Raw genomic sequence first — 18,126 nt, 5'->3', positions numbered from 1 at the left:
CGTCGCCCTCGCCGCCGACCAGCACGTCGTGGCCCTGGTGGCCGACGAGGCTGTCGTTGCCCGTGCCGCCGATCAGGTAATCGGAATAGACGCCGCCCTGCACCGTGTCGTGGCCCTCGCCAGCATCGATCACCGAGCCGGAGACCTTGAACGCGCCGGCGCGGCCTTCCTGCGCGCCGAACTCGAGCCAGTGCTGCCACACCCAGGCATCGGACAGATTGTACTTGTTCTTGTGAGCGGCCACGTCCGCATTGGCGGCAAGATAGCCCGCCACATCAAAGGCCGAACCCCAATCCGCGCCAGTCTGCGCCAGACCGCTCCAGCCGCCGGCGCGGCCTTCGAACCGGCCCCAGGTCAGCCAGTGGGTGTAAGCCCAGTCGAAGCCCAGATTGTTGGCCAGGATATGCGCCCGCACGTCGCCGTTCTTGGCGAGATAATCGCCAAAGTCGAAGTACTGGCCGCTGGTATTGCCGACGATGATGAAGTCGTCGTGCTTGCTGCCGAGCACGTTCTCGATGCTGATCAGGCGATCGCCCTGCGCCGCACCGCCGCCTGCAACACCGGACGCCAGATCGATGTAGATCCCGCTGGAGCTGTTGGAGTAATCGGCTGTGTCCACGCCGGCGCCGCCATTGAGCGTGTCGGCAAGGTTGTCCTGATCGAACCCACCATGGAGCAGGTCGTTGCCGTCACCGCCATCGAGGCTGTCGCTGCCCGAGGCGCCGATAAGGACGTCGTCGCCCATGCCGCCCAAAAGCGTATCTCTGCCCTCGCCACCATTGAGGACGTCGTTGCCCTCGCCGCCATCGATGACGTCATCGCCATTGTCGCCGAAGGCAATATCGTCGTCCGCGCCACCGTAGAGGGTGTCGTTGCCATCACCCCCTGAGAGCGCATCGTTGCCAATGCTGCCTACGAGGCTATCGTTGCCGGCGCCGCCATCCAGGAAGTCCTTGCCGGCGCCGCCATTGAGACGGTCGTCACCCGCGCCGCCGTAGAGCCTGTCGTCGCCGGTGCCGCCGAGCAGACTGTCGTTGCCATGCCCGCCGGAGAGGAAGTCGGCATCCATGCCGCCATCAAGGAGATCGTCGCCGGCGTCGCCGGAGAGCTTGTCGTGGCCGCCCGCACCGTCGAGGGTGTCGTTGCCGCCGCCGCCGTAAAAATTGTCAGACTCGGACACACCCACCAATGTGTCGTTTTCGGCTCCACGGATTTTTAAATGAACGACGCTCTGCTTCCTGACGATTGTTTCATCAATAGGTTGGATTCTCTTGCCATTGCCGATACCTCGTTCGGCAAGTTCACGATCGTAGTCATCAAAAAGAGCTTGAATGAACTGACGATTGGGCATGTCTTCATAGTCGAATTCCGCCCATCCATATAATTGATTGAAGATTTCTTTCCGCAGGGCGCATGCGGCTTCAGACTGGTCCTGTTGGTCCATGTCTTCGGAGTCGAACAGAGCGTCCAGAAATTTATGAAATGTATCTCCGGAGAAATCATCGATTTCAGGGCTCATCTCCCAGGTGCCGCGACCGTTTGGAAACTGATCAGTTGTACTACCTGGCCATTCTTCCTCAAGTGCGATCTCATATTCCTTAACGAGCAGTTCTATAAGCTGACTGTTAGAAGCATTAGGATTAGCAAGTTCGAGCTCCTCGAAAACCTGATCGAAGAGGTCTCTTCTCACAAAGACAGCTGAATCTGATTGATCGCGCTGTTCCGAATCCAAACGGCTAAACCAACCATCTACAAAGTCGTAAAACTGCTCTTCATCAAGAGCATCAACGAGGGCCGCGTGCTCTATTCCGCTATCGCCATCTGTACCACCATCGCTCACACCGGGCACGATTGATAACAGCGTGCCAATATTATGTTCTAGGAGAGCGGCATTATACTCCTGGACGAGCAGGTCCAGCTTCTCCTGGTTAGTGGCATCTGGATTGTTCGCGTCAATGGAGTCGAAAATCTCCCGGTAAAGAATTTCGCGGGCGCGAATGGCATCGTCCGTTTGATCCTTCTGCTTGAAATCAATCGCGGCAAAGAAGTCATTCAAGACAGAGAAAAACTCTTCCTGAGTGCACTGATTGATGTCAAACGCAATAGGCTGAGACGTGCCGTCGTCTGATCCGCTGCCGCCTGTACCTGATCCGCCTGTACCCGCCTCTTCCCCGTCGGCATCTTTGACGACAATGGACGTTCTGACGCCGTTGATCATGACAACGGTTCTTGTCCCGCTGCCCGTGATCTCGTTGCCGACCTGCGATCCTTCGTAATTAATCTGATCGCCGCTGAAGTAGGCATCAGCCGCCTGCTGAAGGCGTGACATGGCTGTTCCACCACCAAAGTGAACGCTGGCGGCAGCCACGCCCTGCATGTCGGTGTACTGAATGATGTGGCCGTCCCATTCGCTTTTTGCCATGTCAGCTCTCCAGGGTGGGCCTTCGCCCAAAAGAATGTCTCAGATGCCTGCGGATCCTTCTCGGCCCGCATAGACGGCACGTTCGGCCTGGAGTGTTTTCAATGCTGAAGAAGCGTGGCTACTCTTCAATCAGAGAGGGTTCATATCTAAACCAAAGATATTTTCCGAAGATTCTAGCGTAAGATAGGCTGACGCTCGGTAAGAAACCTACTACTGGTCGCAGGCCTAGACCGTTCGGTCTATGTCATTTTGAGCAATGTACTTGCGATCGGCCGTACTCTGATCTGGGAGACTACTACGCAAACAAGAAATGTAATCAAAATTACATTATGTCAATTCAGAGCGCGCTATGATCTTTTTGTTTCTTACCTGCTTGGTTGAGCGCAAATAAAGAAGGCTCCCATCTTGGGTGCAATGGAAGCCTTGCTGCGTCGGTATGGTTTGGTTCGACCGATCCAAACGGCTTACTGGAAAGCTCTCAGTGATCCGCCCGCATCGCCTCGGCCACGCGCTCCTTCAGCACATCCGGCTGGCGCAGGATCAACGCGCCGCGGGTGCGCTCGATCAGCCCTTCCTGGGTCAGCATCGTGAACTCGCGGGTGATCTGCTCGCGGCGGCAGCCGATGCGGGCGGCGACGATGTGGTGGAAGGGCGGTGGCGTAATCACGCGCTCGATGCCCTTCTCGCCCCGCGGTACGGAGAGACGCAGGAGTTCGGAATAAAGCCGGTGCCGCAGATCGAGCACCGTTTGCTCCATGAACTTGGCATTCAGCTCACGCAGGCGCGAGGCCATGAGGCAGAAGAGGCGCTCGGCCACGGGCCGATTGGTGAAAAGCAGTTCCTTGAACACGGCTGCCGGCATCACACAGGCCTCGCCCCTGGTCAGTGCCGTCACGTTCGCGGAGCGCTTGATGCCGTCGAGGGCGGCCAGCTCGCCAAACACCTCTCCCGGCTTCATCTCGTTGAGGATGATCTCCTTGCCCGAAGCCGTGCGCATGAGAACACGCACCTCGCCGGAGAGCAGGAAATAGACGTCGGTGGAAAGCTCGTCGAAATCGACCAGCACCTCCTCAGGATCGAAACGCCGCCATTTGGCCCGCGCCTCGAAGAGGGCGAGATCGATGTCCAGGCCCTTGAACAAGTGAACATTGGCAAGCCGCGCCATGTCTTTAACCCCACCCGCGTCTGTTGACCCCAATATAACTATATCACGTTTCGTTTTCGTCCAGGCCCCTTACCTTATCAGGCTTTGACGATCCGGTCATTCGCAAGACCGGCCCTGGTTAAACTATTGCGTGTATCAACCACGAGCCTGGCGTGCTCAGCGACCAGGCGATAATCCACGTTGTCATGATCTGTCGCGATCAGCACGGCATCATAGGAAGCCACGCTCTCCCCTGTCAGCGGGACTGAGCGGCGGCCGGCCAGAGGACCATGCTTTCGGGTCGGCGGCAGCTCGGGGATGTGGGGATCGTGGTAATCCACGCTCGCGCCCCGCGCCTCGATCAGCTCGATGAGCTTGAGGGATGGGCTTTCGCGCATGTCGTCCACGTTCTTCTTGTAGGCCGCACCGAGCATGAGGATGCGCGAGCCGCTGAACGGCCTGCCGCTGCGGTCCACGGCCTCCACCAGCCGCTCCACCACGTAATAGGGCATGTGGGTGTTGATCTGCCCCGCCAGCTCGATGAAGCGTGTGGTGATGTCGTATTCGCGCGCCTTCCAGGTGAGATAGAACGGATCGATGGGAATGCAGTGCCCGCCAAGCCCCGGCCCCGGATAGAACGGCATGAAGCCGAAGGGCTTGGTCTTGGCGGCGTCGATCACTTCCCACACGTCGATGCCCATGGCGGCGTACACCACCTTCAGCTCGTTCACGAGGGCGATGTTCACGGCCCGGAAGATGTTTTCCGTGAGCTTCACCGCCTCCGCCGTCGCGGCGGACGAAACCGGCACCGTCTTCACCACGAGCTGGCCGTAGAGCATGTCCGCCAGCGCCAGCGCATCCGCTCCGTCGCCGCCGACGACCTTCGGAATCGTGGAGGTGCCGAAATCCGGATTGCCGGGGTCCTCCCGCTCGGGTGAGAAGGCGAGGAAGAAGTCCTTGCCGCTCTTCAGGCCTGTGGCTTCCAGGATGGGTTTCAGCACTTCGTCCGTGGTGCCGGGATAGGTGGTGGATTCGAGAACGATCAGCTGCCCCTCGCGCAAACGCTCGGCAATGGAGCGGGCCGTCTTTTCCACGTAAGACAAGTCCGGCTCGCGATGCTTGGTCAGCGGCGTCGGCACGCAGATCAGGATGGCGTCTGCCTCGGACAGGCGGCTGAAATCATTCGTCGCCGCGAGGCGCTCGTCCTGCACCGCTGCCGCGACGAGGTTCGAGGGAACGTGCTTGATATAGCTCTCGCCCCGGTTGAGCCGCTCCACGTAAGTGGCGTTGATGTCGAAGCCCAGCACATGGAAGCCCGCCTTGGCGGCGGTGAGCGCGAGCGGCAGGCCCACATAGCCCATGCCGATGATGCCGATAGTCGCCTGTCGCGCCTTGAAGCGCTCCAAAAGCTGCGCCACACCCATGGCATGGGTGTCATAGGTTACGTGATCGGCCGGCATCGGAAGACCTCATGGGCATTTCGCTACGTCACGAAATCATACCTAGATCACCCTAGGGAAAAGCCCAAGCTCGCTTCCCTTACGTTAACACCTTGCCAGCGCCCCTTTCACAGGCCAAAAGGCGGCATGCTCCACGTCAACGACCTGACCTACCGCATTGGCAGCCGCCTGATCCTCGACCATGCCTCCTTCAACCTGCCGGACGGCGCGAAGGTGGGGCTTGTCGGTCGCAACGGCGCGGGCAAGACCACCCTATTCAAGATCATCCAGGGCGAACTCGCCACCGAGAGCGGCGGCATCACCCTGCCCCGCGGCATGCGCATCGGCGCGGTGGCGCAGGAAGCTCCCGGCGGACCTGAGCGCCTCATCGACGTGGTGCTCGCCGCCGACAAGGAGCGCAGCGCCCTCCTCGCCGAGGCCGAGCATGCGGACGGCATCCGCCGTGCCGAGATCGAGATGCGCCTGACCGACATCGGGGCGCATTCCGCCCCCGCCCGCGCCGCCGCGATCCTCCACGGTCTCGGCTTCGATGCCGAGGCGCAACAGCGCCCCTGCTCCGACTTCTCGGGCGGCTGGCGCATGCGCGTGGCGCTCGCCGCCGTGCTGTTCACGGAGCCGGACCTGCTGCTGCTGGACGAGCCGACGAACTATCTCGATCTCGAAGGTACGCTCTGGCTCTATGATTACCTGGGGCGCTATCCGCACACGGTTCTCGTCATCAGCCACGACCGCGAGCTGCTCGACACCTGCGTGAACCACATCCTGCACCTGGATCAAGGCAAGCTCTCGATCTATCGCGGCGGCTATACGTCATTCGCCAAGCAATACGCGGACAAGCGCGAGTTGACCGCGAAAATGGCGGCGAAGCAGGAGGCCGAACGCAAGCATCTCCAGGCCTTCGTGGATCGCTTCAAGGCGAAGGCCTCGAAGGCGCGCCAGGCGCAATCGCGCGTGAAGCGGCTCGCCAAGATGGAAGCCGTGACGACCATCGTCGAAGACGACGTGATGCCCTTCAACCTGCCGGGCCCCGAGCGCCCCGCCGCGCCGCCACTGGTGACGGTGGAAGGTGGCGCCGTCGGCTACGGCGAGCGCATCGTGCTCGACCGTCTCAATCTCACGATTGCACCCGACGACCGGATCGCGCTCTTGGGCTCAAACGGCAACGGCAAGTCCACGTTCTGTAAGCTCATCGGCGGCAGGCTCGTGCCCATGAAGGGCGAGATGCGCACGCCTTCCCGCATGGATGTGGCCTATTTCGCGCAGCATCAGCTTGACGAACTGAACCCGAAGGCGACCGCCTACGATCACGTGGCCGAGCGCATGCCCGATACGCCCATCGCCAAGATCCGCGCCCGCACGGCACAGATCGGCTTTCCGGGCGCGAAGGCGGACACGCCGGTCTCTTCGCTGTCGGGCGGCGAGAAGGCGCGCCTGCTCATGGGATTGGCGGCCTTCAACGGCCCTCACCTACTCATCCTCGACGAGCCGACGAACCATCTCGACATCGACAGCCGCACGGCGCTGATGGAAGCCATCAACGACTACGACGGCGCGGTGATCCTGGTGAGCCACGACCGCTTTCTCATCGAGGCTTGCGCCGACCGCCTCTGGCTCGTCGGCAACGGCACGGTGAAATCCTTCGACGGCGACATGGACGATTACCGCCAGCTCATCCTGTCGGGAGAACTCGACCCGCAGAAGCAGGACGAGAAAGCCTCGGCGCCTACCACATCGAAAGTGGACGAACGCCGCGCGGCGGCTGAAAAGCGTGCAGCTCTCGCTCCTTTGCGCAAGAAGCTCGAGGCCATCGAAGCCCGTATGGCGAAACTAACCGAAGTGATCGGCAAGGTCGACACGGCACTCGCAGATGGAACGGCCTTCCTGAAGGATTCAGCGAAAGCCACCGAACTGTCGAAGATGCGCGCGGATGCGGCGCAAACGCTCGCTTCTCTTGAAGAAGAATGGCTGAGTGTGAGCGGAGAGATTGAGGAAGCGACCGCGTAATCTCTCGCGTTGTACCGAACCTCTCACGTCATCCCGGGGCCGCGTCAGCGGAACCCGGGATCGCATGACGAAAATGGCGCCATATCCTGCACACGATCCCGGATCGGCTGCGCCGTCCGGGATGACCTCTGTGACTTACGGCTTCGCGATGCGATCCAGCCGGTTGTTCACGAAGAAATACAGCTCGCGCCCGCCGGGCTCGGAATACAGCACCTGCACCTCGCGCTGGCCTTTGCCGCTCTCACCCACGAGCACGTCGGTGGCGGGCTTGCCCTTGAGGCGCACGAGGTCGCATTCGCTGATGCCGGGCTCGATCACGGTGGCGGTACCCGTCGAAGGGCCGGTGCAGCGTCCGTCAGGGCCGAGAAGCGGGCCGTCGAAGGTCGGGCCGGTCGGGGCGGCAGCCATGGGAGCCGAAGCCGCAACCGGTGGCGGGGCGGAGCTTGTGCTGTTGCAGGCGGACAGGCTCAGAGCGGCGAGAGCCACACACGACGAAACCTTCAGACGCATCGATCAATCCCCATTGGCGGCCCTGGCCTGCAGGGCTTCTTCAAACAGCCGCTGCACATCGTTGCGGAAGGCCTGCCGCGACGCCTGTCGTGAATAAAACATGTGGCCGCCTTCGTAAACGCTCAGGGCCACACGCTTCTGGGGACCGAGATCAGGCAATTGATCGAGAAGCAGCTTCGAGGCGAAATACGGCGTGACGAGATCGGTGAACCCGTGGGTGACGAGCACGCGCATCTTGCCATCGAGGGACATGGCCTGCTTCAGCTCATCGAGGTTTTCGGGGCTGTTTCGTCCGTTGCCCCAGCGCCATGCGCCGCTGAGGGCGCCGTTGAGCAGGTTGTAGCGTCCCTCCGCCTTGTAGTTCAGCGTGTCATTCAAGTGGTGAATGATCGCGCTCGACAACGGTGCGGTCATCGCATCGAGCACTGGATCGTCGAACCGCGAGAAATGCGCGTTCGGGTTCGGATCGGCAATGGCGATGTTGGTATCGTAGGCGCTCACGACTTCCGCTGTATCGCGCCGCAGCTCGCGCTGCGCCGTGCGCATGTCGATACGGCCCGCCAAACGACGCGTGAGTTCGGGCGAAAGCCCCGTGAACTCGGCGACGCGGCCGCTCACACGGTCCACCGCCCCCTTGTCCTGAAACCCCTTCATCAGATCGAGGAGATACTCACTGGCAGCGTAATTCTCAGCGGCCTGCAACGACTCACGCGACACCGGCCCATTACGCGATTGCTTTGCGGCTGCGAGCGAAGGCAATAGCGCCGCGTTAATCCAGGGTGCGCCTGTTCCCTGACCGAGCCAATCGAAATCGAACACGGGCGAGACGAGCACGAGTCCGCTGAAGCCGACACCCTGATCGCTCTGCAGTTTCTGCGCCAGCAGCGGCCCACGGAATCCGCCATAGCTCTCGCCCACGAAAAATTTCGGCGAGGTAAGCCGGCTCTTCTCCTTCAGCCAACGCATCACGACGGCGGCAAGGCCATCGATATCGCCCTGCACGGAATAGAACCGCTCCCGCACCTGATCGCCGCCGATCACGCGGCTGTAGCCCGTGCCCGGCGGATCGATGAAAACCAGGTCCGTGAAGTCGAGCCATGTCTCGGCATTCGGCACGAGCGCCGTCGGCGCGGACGGGCTGATCGTCGGCCCGTCGAGCGGCAGCAGCCACGGGCCGATGGCGAGAAGATGTAAGTATGCCGATGAGGCCCCCGGCCCACCATTCACCGCGAAGGTGACCGGCCGCGTCGTGGCATCCGCGCCATCCTTCGTATAGGCCACGAAACCGATCTCGGCCTGCGGCGCGCCCTGCTGGTCGGTGAGCGTCAGATGCCCCGCCGTCGCGGTGAACTGTAGCGTCCGGCCTGGAAGTTCGAGCGTATGCCGCGTCACCGATTCCGGGGGAAGAGCCTGAGCCTGCATCTCCTGGCGCGGCCTGCGGGATTCCTGCTGCTCGCCGCGCTGCTGCTCCTGCGCCATGGCGAAGGGCATGGCGAGCAGCAGACAGAGTGTGGCGGCGATGGGCAAATGGAAGGCGCGAAGCATGGCTTTTGTCCTTGTGGCCTTCGGGAAACTGGAGAAGCGAGCAAGGGTTGCAAGCCTTTTGGCGTTGAACACTTCGTGTTCGCCTCACGCCTTGCGCTGCCAGCGCCCGTTATCGTCCTGCTGCCAATAGGTGGCATCGTGGCCGCCGTCCTTGACCGCCTTCCACTGGTCGCGGGCGATGGCAAGCGCCTGCACGTCGTTGCCGTCGAAGAGAATGGCGAGGCGCTGATAGGAGGCGATGTCCTCCGGCAGGCTCGCGCCTTCGGCCAGGAAACGAATGGCGGCGCCGTTGGGGTTTTCCCCACTCAACGTGATCAGGATCGGCTGATCCGCCGCATGGGCCTCGCGGTCCGTGCCATGCGGCAGGAAGCTCTCGTCGGTGAAGGTCCAGAGATGATCATCGAGCGCCGCCATGCGTTCCTCGGTCGACACCTGCACCACCGCGCGCCATCCGCGCTCCAGCGTTTTCTGCAGGAGCGTCGGCAGAACCGCTTCGAGCGGCTGCTGCTGAAGGTGATAGAAAAGGACCTCGGCCATTCTCATCTCGTCATCTCGGATGGCGAAGCCGATCCGGGATCGTTGTCGGAACAGAGCGCAAATCTCGCCACGCGATCCCGGGTTCCGCTGACGCGGCCCCGGGATGACGCTTTGAATTTAGCCTTCGTAGTGATCACGCACGAGCCGGTCGAGCAGGCGTACGCCCCAGCCCGAGGCCCAGCCGCGATTGATCTCGCTTTGCGGCGAGCCCATGGCCGTGCCCGCGATGTCGAGATGCGCCCAGGGCGTGTCGTTCACGAAGCGCTGGAGCAGAGCCGCCGCCGAGCTCGAACCGCCGAAGCGGCCGCCGGTGTTCTTCATGTCCGCGAACTTCGACTCGATCATCTTGTCGAATTCCGGACCGATGGGCATGCGCCACACCCGCTCGCCCGTGGCTTTGCCTGCAACGGCAAGACGATCCGCGAGCTCGTCGTTGTTCGAGAACAGGCCCGCATATTCCTGCGCGAGCGCCACGAGGATCGCGCCGGTGAGCGTTGCGAGATCGACCATGAACTTAGGCTTGAAGCGGTCCTGCACGTACCAGAGCACATCGGCCAGCACGAGGCGGCCTTCCGCGTCCGTGTTGATGATCTCGATGGTCTGGCCCGACATGGTTGTGACGATGTCGCCGGGACGCTGCGCATTGCCGTCGGGCATGTTCTCGACAAGGCCGATGGCGCCGACCACATTCGCCTTCGCCTTGCGGGAAGCGAGCGCATGCATGAGGCCGACGACGCAGGCCGCGCCCGCCATGTCGCCCTTCATGTCCTCCATGCCAGCGGCAGGCTTGATCGAGATGCCGCCGGTATCGAACACCACGCCCTTGCCGATGAAGGCGATGGGCTTGTCGTTCGCCTTACCGCCGTTCCAGCGCATGATGGCGATGCGTCCGCCGCGGACCGAGCCTTGAGCCACGCCGAGAAGCGCGCCCATGCCGAGCTTCTTCATGGCCTTGTCGTCAAGGACCTCGACCTGCACGCCAAGCTTGGTGAGTTCCTGAGCGCGCGCCGCGAATTCCTGAGGGCCGAGCACGTTCGGCGGCTCATTGACGAGATCACGGGCGAGATTGACGCCCTGGAGCACGCTCTCGCGCGCCTTGTAGACCTTCTTCGCCGCGGCCGGATCGGCCACGTTCAGAACGAGACGGGTGATGCCCTTCTGCTCGCCGTTATCCTTCTTGGTCTTGTAGCGGTCGAAGCTGTAGCGGCGCATCTGAATGCCAAGCGCAATATCGGCAGCCGCTTCCGGCGACACGTCGACGCCGGGCAGGTCGAGCACGACGGTGGCCGTCTTGCCGTTGGTCTTGCCGGAGATCAGGCCGCCGAGCTGGACGAAGTCCACATCCGCCCTCTCCTTCTCACCGCCGACGCCGATCACGATCAGGCGATCCACCGTCAGGCCGTTCGGCACCACGATGGCCATGGCGGACTTGGCCTTGCCCTTGAAGCTTTCGGCCGCCGCAGCCTTAGTGATGAGATCGACGGCCTTGGAGCCAATCTGCTTGGCAACCGCAGGCGCAGGCTTGAGATTGTCCCCCACGAAGACGATGAGATCGCCGGATTCGACCTTGCCGTACGGCTGGAAGTCGATCTTGAAGCTCTCGGCCATGAAACCCTCTTGTTTTAACCCGAGCAGGCACCGGATTCGGGCCCACCCTCTCTTGGTGACCGGCATCATATAGGGCATGCGAGGCCTCGCCGTGAAATAGGCGCAATCTCAGGCTGTTGAAAACGGCCGTCTTGCCTTAAGACCAAGCGACAAGGTAACCCTGGGACATTCGCTCCAGGGCGCGAAGGGCTTCATGAAACTTCTCGAACGCTACATCCTGAAAATCGCATTCAGCGCCTTTGCCGCGTGCCTGATTGCCCTGACCGGCGTCATCTGGATCACGCAGGCCCTGCGCGAACTCGATCTTCTGACCGGCAAGGGACAGACGTTCCTGATCTTCATGACCGTGACCGGGCTGTCCCTGCCGGCGCTCATCAACGTTATCGCGCCGGTCGCCCTGTTCATGGCCGTCATCTATACCCTCAACAAGCTGAACGGCGATTCCGAGCTCATCGTCATGAGCGCGGGCGGCATGGCCCCGCAGCGCCTGCTGCGCCCCTTCACCGCCCTGGCGCTCTTCATCAGCCTTATCGTGGGGATGATTTCCCTCTATCTCATGCCCGCGAGCTTTCAGGAACTGCGCCTGCTGTTCACGCGGATCAGGGCGGATTTCGTGGCCACCATGGCCAAGGAGGGTCAGTTCATCTCCCTGGAGAACGGCATCACCTTCCATTACCGCGAACGGGCGGGCGATGCCCTGCTCGGCATCTTCATGGAAGACCAGCGCGACAAGGCCAAACCCATCGTTTACCTCGCCGAGCGCGGCCAGACCGTCGAGCAGAACGGGCAGGCCTATCTCGTGCTCGAGAAGGGCAGCGTGCAGCGCAAGGATCCCAACAGCAAGGATTCCTCCATCGTTGCTTTCGAGCGCTATGCCGTGGATCTGGCAGCCTTCAACCAAGAGAACAACGAAGTCGTCTACAAGCCGCGCGAGCGCAGCACCACGCAGCTCCTGTTCCCCGACAAGAGCGAATTCATCTATCAAGCCCAGTCGGGACGCTTCAGGGCCGAACTTCACGATCGCTTCTCGTCCTGGCTCTATCCCCTGGCCATGATGGCAATCGCCTTTGCTGCCCTGGGCGAAGCCCGCACCACCCGCCAGGGACGCGGTCTTGCCATCGCCGTGGCCATTGCGGCAGTCGTCCTGCTCAGGGTTTTGGGCTTTGCCGCGTCCAGTGCGGTAACTCGCTCAGCCGCGGCCACCGTAGCGGTCTATGCGGTTCCATTGGGCTGCATCGCCCTCTGCCTCACAATCATCTTCAAGGGACCGAAGGTTCGCGCCTTGAACGCCAAACTCCGCTCGGCCCTTCGTGGTCTGACTCCCTCGCGCAAAGCAGCCAGCCAGGGAGTTTGAGCATGCTGATCGGACGTACGCTCGGCTTCTATTTCGCGCGCCAGTTCATCAAGACGATCTTCATCGTCTTCGCCACGGTGTTTGCCCTCGTCTATACCCTCGACTTCGTTGAGCTGATGCGCCGCGCGGGCGATGCCGAGAATGCAACGGCGGGGCTCGTCGCCCAGCTCGCCCTGTTCCGTACCCCCGCCATCGCCGAGCAGGTCATGCCCTTCGCCGTGCTGTTCGGCAGCATGGCCGCCCTCCTGCAGCTCAGCCGTAAGCTGGAACTCGTGGTAGCCCGGGCCGCCGGCATCTCCGCCTGGCAGTTCCTGCAGCCGGGTTTCCTCGTGGCCCTGCTCATCGGCGTCGGATCGGTGACGGTCTACAACCCGGTCTCGGCGAGCCTGAAGCAGCAGGCCGCGGAGCTGGAAACCAGCATTTTCTCCCGCACGACCCAAACCTCGGGGAAAGTCATCTGGCTGCGGCAGAAGAGCCAGGACGGGCACGCGATCTTCCGGGCCGACGGGTCGCGCACCGACGCCGCGACCCTGGTCGGCGTGACGGTCTATACCTTCGACCTGGAAGGCGCCTTCACACACCGAATCGAAGCCCGGGAGGCCACCCTCCATGAAGGCTTCTGGGAGCTGAAGAATGCCCGTGTCCTTTCGGCAACAGAAGAGCCCGAATCTCACGAGCGCTATCTGATCGCCTCCCATCTTCAGCCCTCCCAGCTGAGGCAGAGCTTCATTGCGCCCGATTCCGTGCCGTTCTGGGACCTGCGTGAGACCATCGCCCGCATGGACCGAGCGGCCATCAACACGACCGCCTACAGGCTCCATTACGACATCCTTTTGGCCCGCCCCCTCCTCTTCATCGCCATGGTTTTCGTGGCCGCATCGGTGTCGTTAAGATTCTTTCGATTTGGCGGTGTAGCGATGATGGTTCTGGGTGGCGTTGCCGCCGGGTTCATGCTTTATGTCGCCACTGAGCTTATGGCGGAGCTTGGTGCTTCGGGAATCATCAGCTCGGCTGTTGCAGCCTGGTTCCCTGCTGTAGTAGGCAGTCTATTAGGAACCCTGGCGTTATTATACCAAGAGGATGGCTGATCCCCGTCCTCATATAAAAGGCGTGTGTTAAGGAGTGGGGATGCAGCGGCTTAAGGCAACGATCGCAACGTCTGCGGTCGCAACGGCGCTTCTTTGTGCCGTTGGGTCAATGCCTGCGTCTGCCCAATCTCTTAACGAGAGCCTCGGCGCTCGCCTGCAAGCCAATCCGAAAGGCGACCGGCTCCTCGTCGACGCCAAGGAAATCATCTACGACAACGACCGGAACACGATTGCCGCCTCCGGCGACGTCCAGATGAACTATCAGGGCCGGACGCTTCAGGCCGACCGGGTCACCTATGACCGGAACACCGGCCGCGTCTATGCCCAGGGCAATGCCCGCCTCACCGATGCCAGCGGCGCCGTGGTCACGGGCGACCGGTTCGAGCTGACGGACGACTTCAAGAACGGCTTCATCGATTCCCTGCGGGTGGTTCAGACGACGGTCGACAACGGCCGTCCCGTCACGACCCGCTTCTCCTCGCCCCGCGCCGAGCGCGCCGCAGGCGAGACGACTACGTTCCAGAGCGGCACCTACACGGCCTGCGAGCCCTGTAAGGACAACCCGGAGCGCCCGCCTCTGTGGCAGGTCAAGGCCGCCAAGATCATTCACAACAACAGCGAGCAGACGATCTATTACGAGGACGCGACCCTCGAGATCCTCGGCCTGCCCGTTGCCTATCTCCCCTATTTCTGGACGCCGGACCCGACCGTTAAGCGCAAGACCGGCTTCCTCGCGCCCCGATACGTGATCTCGAACACGCTCGGCGTCGGCGCCTCGCTTCCGTTCTTCTGGGCCATCGCCCCGAATTACGACCTGACGCTCGCTCCGACTTTCCTGACGCGCCAGGGCGTTCTCGGGCAGGCCGAATGGCGTCACCGGCTCGAGACGGGCGCTTACAACATCCGCGTTGCAGGGATCGACCAGCAGGACAAGGATGCCTTCCTGCCGAGCCCACGCGGCCCGGGCGACCGCGATTTCCGCGGCTCGCTGGAAACCGCAGGCCAGTTCAACATCAACGAGCGCTGGAAATGGGGCTGGGATATTGCCCTCGTTTCGGACAAGTGGTTCCTGGAAAACTACCGCATCCGCAGCGAGAGCCTTCAGTCGATCTATCTGAAGGAATCGGTCTCGACCCTTTACCTGCAGGGCCAGGGCGACCGTTCGTTCTTCGATATGCGCGGCTATTACTTCCAAGGCCTGTCCACGCAGGACTGGCAGAAGCAGCAGCCCGTCGTTCATCCGGTCGTCGATTACGACAAGCGCATCACCCCGTCGGTTCTCGGCGGCGAGTTCGGCATCAACGTCAATGTGACGAGCCTCTCGCGTGAGGCGGCTCAGTTCGAGCCGCTGACGGTCGCGAACGAGGGAAGATACAGCATCTACCAGACCTGCAGGATCTTCGACCCGGAAGAATGCCTTGTTCGCGGCACAAGCGGATCCCTGTCCCGCGCCTCGATCAACGCTTCCTGGCGTCGTGAGTTCATCGATCCCATCGGCCAGGTCTGGACGCCTTTCGCTTATGTCCGCGCCGACAATTTCTGGATCTCGCCGGATTTCAACGGCTACCAGAACGCCGAACTGACCAACTATCTCTCCGACGACGACGATTATCTCTTCCGCGCCATGCCGGCCGTGGGCGTCGAGTATCGCTATCCTTTCGTAGCCAACCTCGGCACCTCGGGACGCCAAGTCATCGAGCCGATCGCGCAGATCATCGCTCGCCCGAACGAGACCAAGATCGGCAATCTTCCCAACGAGGATGCGCAGAGCCTCGTCTTCGACGATACGTCCCTGTTCGATTGGGACAAGTTCTCCGGTTACGACCGTGCGGAAGGAGGCGTTCGCGCCAATCTCGGCATCCAGTATACGGTGATGGGCGCCGACGACTTCTCCGCCAGCGCGATCTTCGGGCAGTCCTATCAGGTCGCCGGACGCAACTCGTTCCGCCAGCCCGATCTCGCCAATGTCGGCCTCGAGTCCGGCTTGGATTCCCGTGCGTCGGATTATGTGGGCCGCATCCAGATCGCTCCGAACCGGAACTTCTCCTTCGTGAGCCGCGCGCGGTTCGATCAGGATGATTTCGGCGTCAACAGGATCGAGGCGGGCGTTCGCGCGAACTTCAATCCTTATCTGCCGATATCGACCTCGCTGACCTATGCGCGCTATGGCGCACAGCCGGAGATCGGCTTCCCGCGCCGCCGCGAGGGCCTGCTCGGTTCCGCGACTTGGAGCATAACCCCGAACTGGTCCATTTCGGGATCGCTGCTGCTGGACCTCGACCGCTATCTGCTGGCTCGCGACAACTACAACCTGCAGCTAGCCACGAACCCGAATGCAATCGCCCCCGATGTAGACAGAGCCTATGTCAGCTCCATGTCGCTGGGTGTAGGATATGTGGACGAATGCACCACCCTGTCGGTTAGGTACATCATGACCCCGCGCTCCGTGACCACGAGCTCAGGTGAGAAGAACAGCAATCACACCGTCATGCTCAGCCTCGAGCTGCGGACCCTGGGTGAGGCAACGATCAGCCAGCGCATCGACGGGGACGATTCCTCCGAAGAAGGCGTCGCGAACTAGTGGCCGGGCTTGAGCGCCCTCTCCTGCTCACTCAAGGCGATCCTGCGGGCATAGGTCCGGAACTAACCCTCCAAGCCTGGCTCCAGCGGGACAAGAAGAAGCTGCCGCCTTTCGCGGTCCTGGCCGACCCTGCTCATCTGGAGCTAGTGGCGAAGGCTCTGGGCTGGGCCGTGCCGATTGCCTCCGTGGAATTATCACAGGTCACTTCGACCTTCCTCAACGCCCTGCCCGTCCTTCCCTTGAAGGCAAGCGTTTCTGCACAAGCCGGAAAACCGGACGCGGCCTCTGCGGCATCCGTGATCGAGTCCATCGAGACGGCGGTGAGCCTTGTGCGGAAGGGCGCGGCCAGCGCCGTCGTCACCAACCCGATTGCCAAGCACGTGCTCTACGATGCGGGTTTCCGGCATCCCGGGCACACGGAGTTCCTGGCTGCCCTCGCCGCCGAGGACGGGAACACCTATCATCCGGTGATGATGCTCTGGAGCGAGGAACTTGCCGTCGTGCCGGTGACCGTCCACATCCCGCTCGCAACCGTGCCTTCGGCCCTGACCACGGACCTGATCGTGCTCACAGGCCGGATCGTGGCCCGGGAGCTGAAGGATCGCTTCGGTATCGAGAATCCCCGCCTCGCCATCGCAGGCCTCAACCCCCATGCGGGCGAGAACGGCTCCATGGGCTCTGAGGATCAGGCTATCATCGCGCCAGCGGTTGCCGCGCTGCGGGCCGACGGCATCGCCGTCTCCGGCCCGCTTCCGGCAGACACCATGTTCCATGCCCGGGCCCGCAAGGGCTATGATGCGGCGCTTGCCATGTATCACGACCAGGCTCTCATCCCGATCAAGACCATCGCGTTCGATGAGGGAGTGAACGTCACGCTCGGCCTGCCCTTCGTACGCACTTCTCCGGATCACGGCACAGCCTTCGACATCGCGGGCAAAGGGATCGCACGCCCCGACAGCCTGATCGCCGCCATTAAGCTCGCCGCACACCTCGGCTCGGGGACGAAATCGCCATGAGCCAGATCGACAACCTCCCCCCTCTGCGTGAAGTCGTCCGCACCCACGGTCTGATGGCCAAAAAGTCGCTCGGCCAGAACTTCCTGTTCGACCTCAACCTCACGAGCCGCATCGCCCGTTCTGCGGGCCCGCTGGAAGATGCCACCGTGATCGAGGTCGGCCCGGGCCCCGGCGGTCTCACCCGCGCCATCCTGGCGGCAGGCGCGAAAAAGCTGATCGCCATCGAGCGCGACAGTCGCTGCCTGCCTGCGCTTGCCGAGATCGCCGATCATTATCCGGGGCGCTTGGAAGTGATCGAAGCGGATGCGCTGCAATTCGACCCGCGCCCCATGGTGGGCGAAGGCACGGTGCGCATCATCGCGAACCTTCCCTACAATGTGGGAACGGCGCTGTTGACCGGCTGGCTGACGACCGAGGCATGGCCGCCCTGGTGGTCCTCGCTCACTCTCATGTTCCAACGCGAAGTGGCCGAGCGCATCGTGGCGACAGAAGACGACCCGAAGGATTACGGGCGGCTCGGCGTGCTTTGCGGCTGGCGCACGGATGCGCGCATCCTCTTCGACGTGCCGCCCTCCGCTTTCGTGCCACCGCCGAAGATCACATCGAGCATCGTGCATCTGACGCCGAAAGCATCGCCCTTGCCGTGCCGCATCGGCGCGCTGGAAGCGGTCACCCGCGCCGCCTTCGGCCAGCGCCGCAAGATGCTGCGCCAGAGCCTGAAGGCGATCACGCCGGATCCTGCGGCCATTATCACCGCTGCAGGTTTGGAAGAAACGACCCGTGCCGAGAACGTACCCGTGGAGGGCTATGTGGCGCTCGCCAATGCGTTCGATGCGATGCGCGGGAAAAACTAAAAG

The 18,126-nt window shown here is 62.2% G+C and carries 13 protein-coding genes; 6 read left to right on the top strand and 7 right to left on the bottom strand.

Annotated features, from left to right (window positions below; genetic code table 11):
- The 3 genes from MHY87_RS17545 to MHY87_RS17535 all read right to left on the bottom strand — a co-directional run.
- On the bottom strand, nucleotides 1–2,422 hold a 2,422-nt coding region (locus MHY87_RS17545), incomplete at its 3' end, for a calcium-binding protein (RefSeq protein ID WP_239353869.1).
- Nucleotides 2,423–2,900: 478 nt separating this feature from the next.
- Nucleotides 2,901–3,587 (bottom strand): Crp/Fnr family transcriptional regulator, encoded by a 687-nt coding sequence (locus tag MHY87_RS17540; RefSeq protein WP_239353868.1) that lies wholly within the window; start codon nucleotides 3,585–3,587, stop codon nucleotides 2,901–2,903.
- 77 nt (nucleotides 3,588–3,664) lie between these two features.
- On the bottom strand, nucleotides 3,665–5,026 hold the full coding sequence (locus MHY87_RS17535) for a nucleotide sugar dehydrogenase (protein WP_370644982.1): 1,362 nt from the start codon (nucleotides 5,024–5,026) through the stop codon (nucleotides 3,665–3,667).
- Between the two features lie 126 nt (nucleotides 5,027–5,152).
- Here MHY87_RS17535 and MHY87_RS17530 point away from each other — a divergent pair, with 126 nt between their 5' ends.
- Nucleotides 5,153–7,030 (top strand): ABC-F family ATP-binding cassette domain-containing protein, encoded by a 1,878-nt coding sequence (locus MHY87_RS17530; RefSeq protein WP_239353867.1) that lies wholly within the window; start codon nucleotides 5,153–5,155, stop codon nucleotides 7,028–7,030.
- Nucleotides 7,031–7,165: 135 nt separating this feature from the next.
- On the opposite strand, the gene MHY87_RS17525 is transcribed toward MHY87_RS17530, so the two are convergent.
- The 4 genes from MHY87_RS17525 to MHY87_RS17510 form a co-directional block, all read right to left on the bottom strand.
- Nucleotides 7,166–7,540, bottom strand: coding sequence for a hypothetical protein (locus tag MHY87_RS17525; RefSeq protein ID WP_239353866.1), 375 nt, complete (start codon nucleotides 7,538–7,540; stop codon nucleotides 7,166–7,168).
- Between the two features lie 3 nt (nucleotides 7,541–7,543).
- Nucleotides 7,544–9,085, bottom strand: a complete 1,542-nt coding sequence (locus MHY87_RS17520) for a S10 family peptidase (RefSeq protein ID WP_239353865.1) — start codon at nucleotides 9,083–9,085, stop codon at nucleotides 7,544–7,546.
- 84 nt (nucleotides 9,086–9,169) lie between these two features.
- The gene (locus MHY87_RS17515) at nucleotides 9,170–9,622 is read right to left on the bottom strand and encodes a DNA polymerase III subunit chi (RefSeq protein WP_239353864.1); all 453 of its coding nucleotides are present in this window, start codon (nucleotides 9,620–9,622) and stop codon (nucleotides 9,170–9,172) included.
- A gap of 117 nt (nucleotides 9,623–9,739) precedes the next feature.
- Complete coding sequence (locus MHY87_RS17510) at nucleotides 9,740–11,230, bottom strand: leucyl aminopeptidase (protein WP_239353863.1); 1,491 nt, start codon at nucleotides 11,228–11,230, stop codon at nucleotides 9,740–9,742.
- A 193-nt stretch (nucleotides 11,231–11,423) separates the two neighbouring features.
- Here MHY87_RS17510 and lptF point away from each other — a divergent pair, with 193 nt between their 5' ends.
- Genes lptF through rsmA form a run of 5 tightly spaced genes read left to right on the top strand, consistent with a single transcriptional unit; the run spans nucleotide 11,424 to nucleotide 18,123 of the window.
- The gene (gene lptF / locus MHY87_RS17505; protein ID WP_239353862.1) at nucleotides 11,424–12,584 is read left to right on the top strand and encodes an LPS export ABC transporter permease LptF; all 1,161 of its coding nucleotides are present in this window, start codon (nucleotides 11,424–11,426) and stop codon (nucleotides 12,582–12,584) included.
- Between the two features lie 2 nt (nucleotides 12,585–12,586).
- The gene (gene lptG / locus MHY87_RS17500) at nucleotides 12,587–13,672 is read left to right on the top strand and encodes an LPS export ABC transporter permease LptG (RefSeq protein WP_239353861.1); all 1,086 of its coding nucleotides are present in this window, start codon (nucleotides 12,587–12,589) and stop codon (nucleotides 13,670–13,672) included.
- Between the two features lie 40 nt (nucleotides 13,673–13,712).
- Nucleotides 13,713–16,253: an LPS-assembly protein LptD gene (locus tag MHY87_RS17495; protein WP_370644981.1), complete on the top strand. Its 2,541-nt coding sequence runs from the start codon at nucleotides 13,713–13,715 to the stop codon at nucleotides 16,251–16,253.
- Nucleotides 16,253–17,269 (top strand): 4-hydroxythreonine-4-phosphate dehydrogenase PdxA, encoded by a 1,017-nt coding sequence (gene pdxA, locus MHY87_RS17490; protein ID WP_239353859.1) that lies wholly within the window; start codon nucleotides 16,253–16,255, stop codon nucleotides 17,267–17,269. The genes MHY87_RS17495 and pdxA overlap by 1 nt, the downstream gene beginning before the upstream one ends.
- Complete coding sequence (gene rsmA, locus MHY87_RS17485) at nucleotides 17,266–18,123, top strand: 16S rRNA (adenine(1518)-N(6)/adenine(1519)-N(6))-dimethyltransferase RsmA (protein ID WP_239353858.1); 858 nt, start codon at nucleotides 17,266–17,268, stop codon at nucleotides 18,121–18,123. The genes pdxA and rsmA overlap by 4 nt, the downstream gene beginning before the upstream one ends.
- Nucleotides 18,124–18,126 lie beyond the last annotated feature (3 nt).

Origin of the sequence: Microvirga sp. ACRRW (assembly GCF_022346925.1) — a bacterium.
Lineage (GTDB): Bacteria > Pseudomonadota > Alphaproteobacteria > Rhizobiales > Beijerinckiaceae > Microvirga.
Note: the sequence above shows the minus strand (reverse complement) of the source record. Positions and strands in the feature narration are given on the sequence as shown.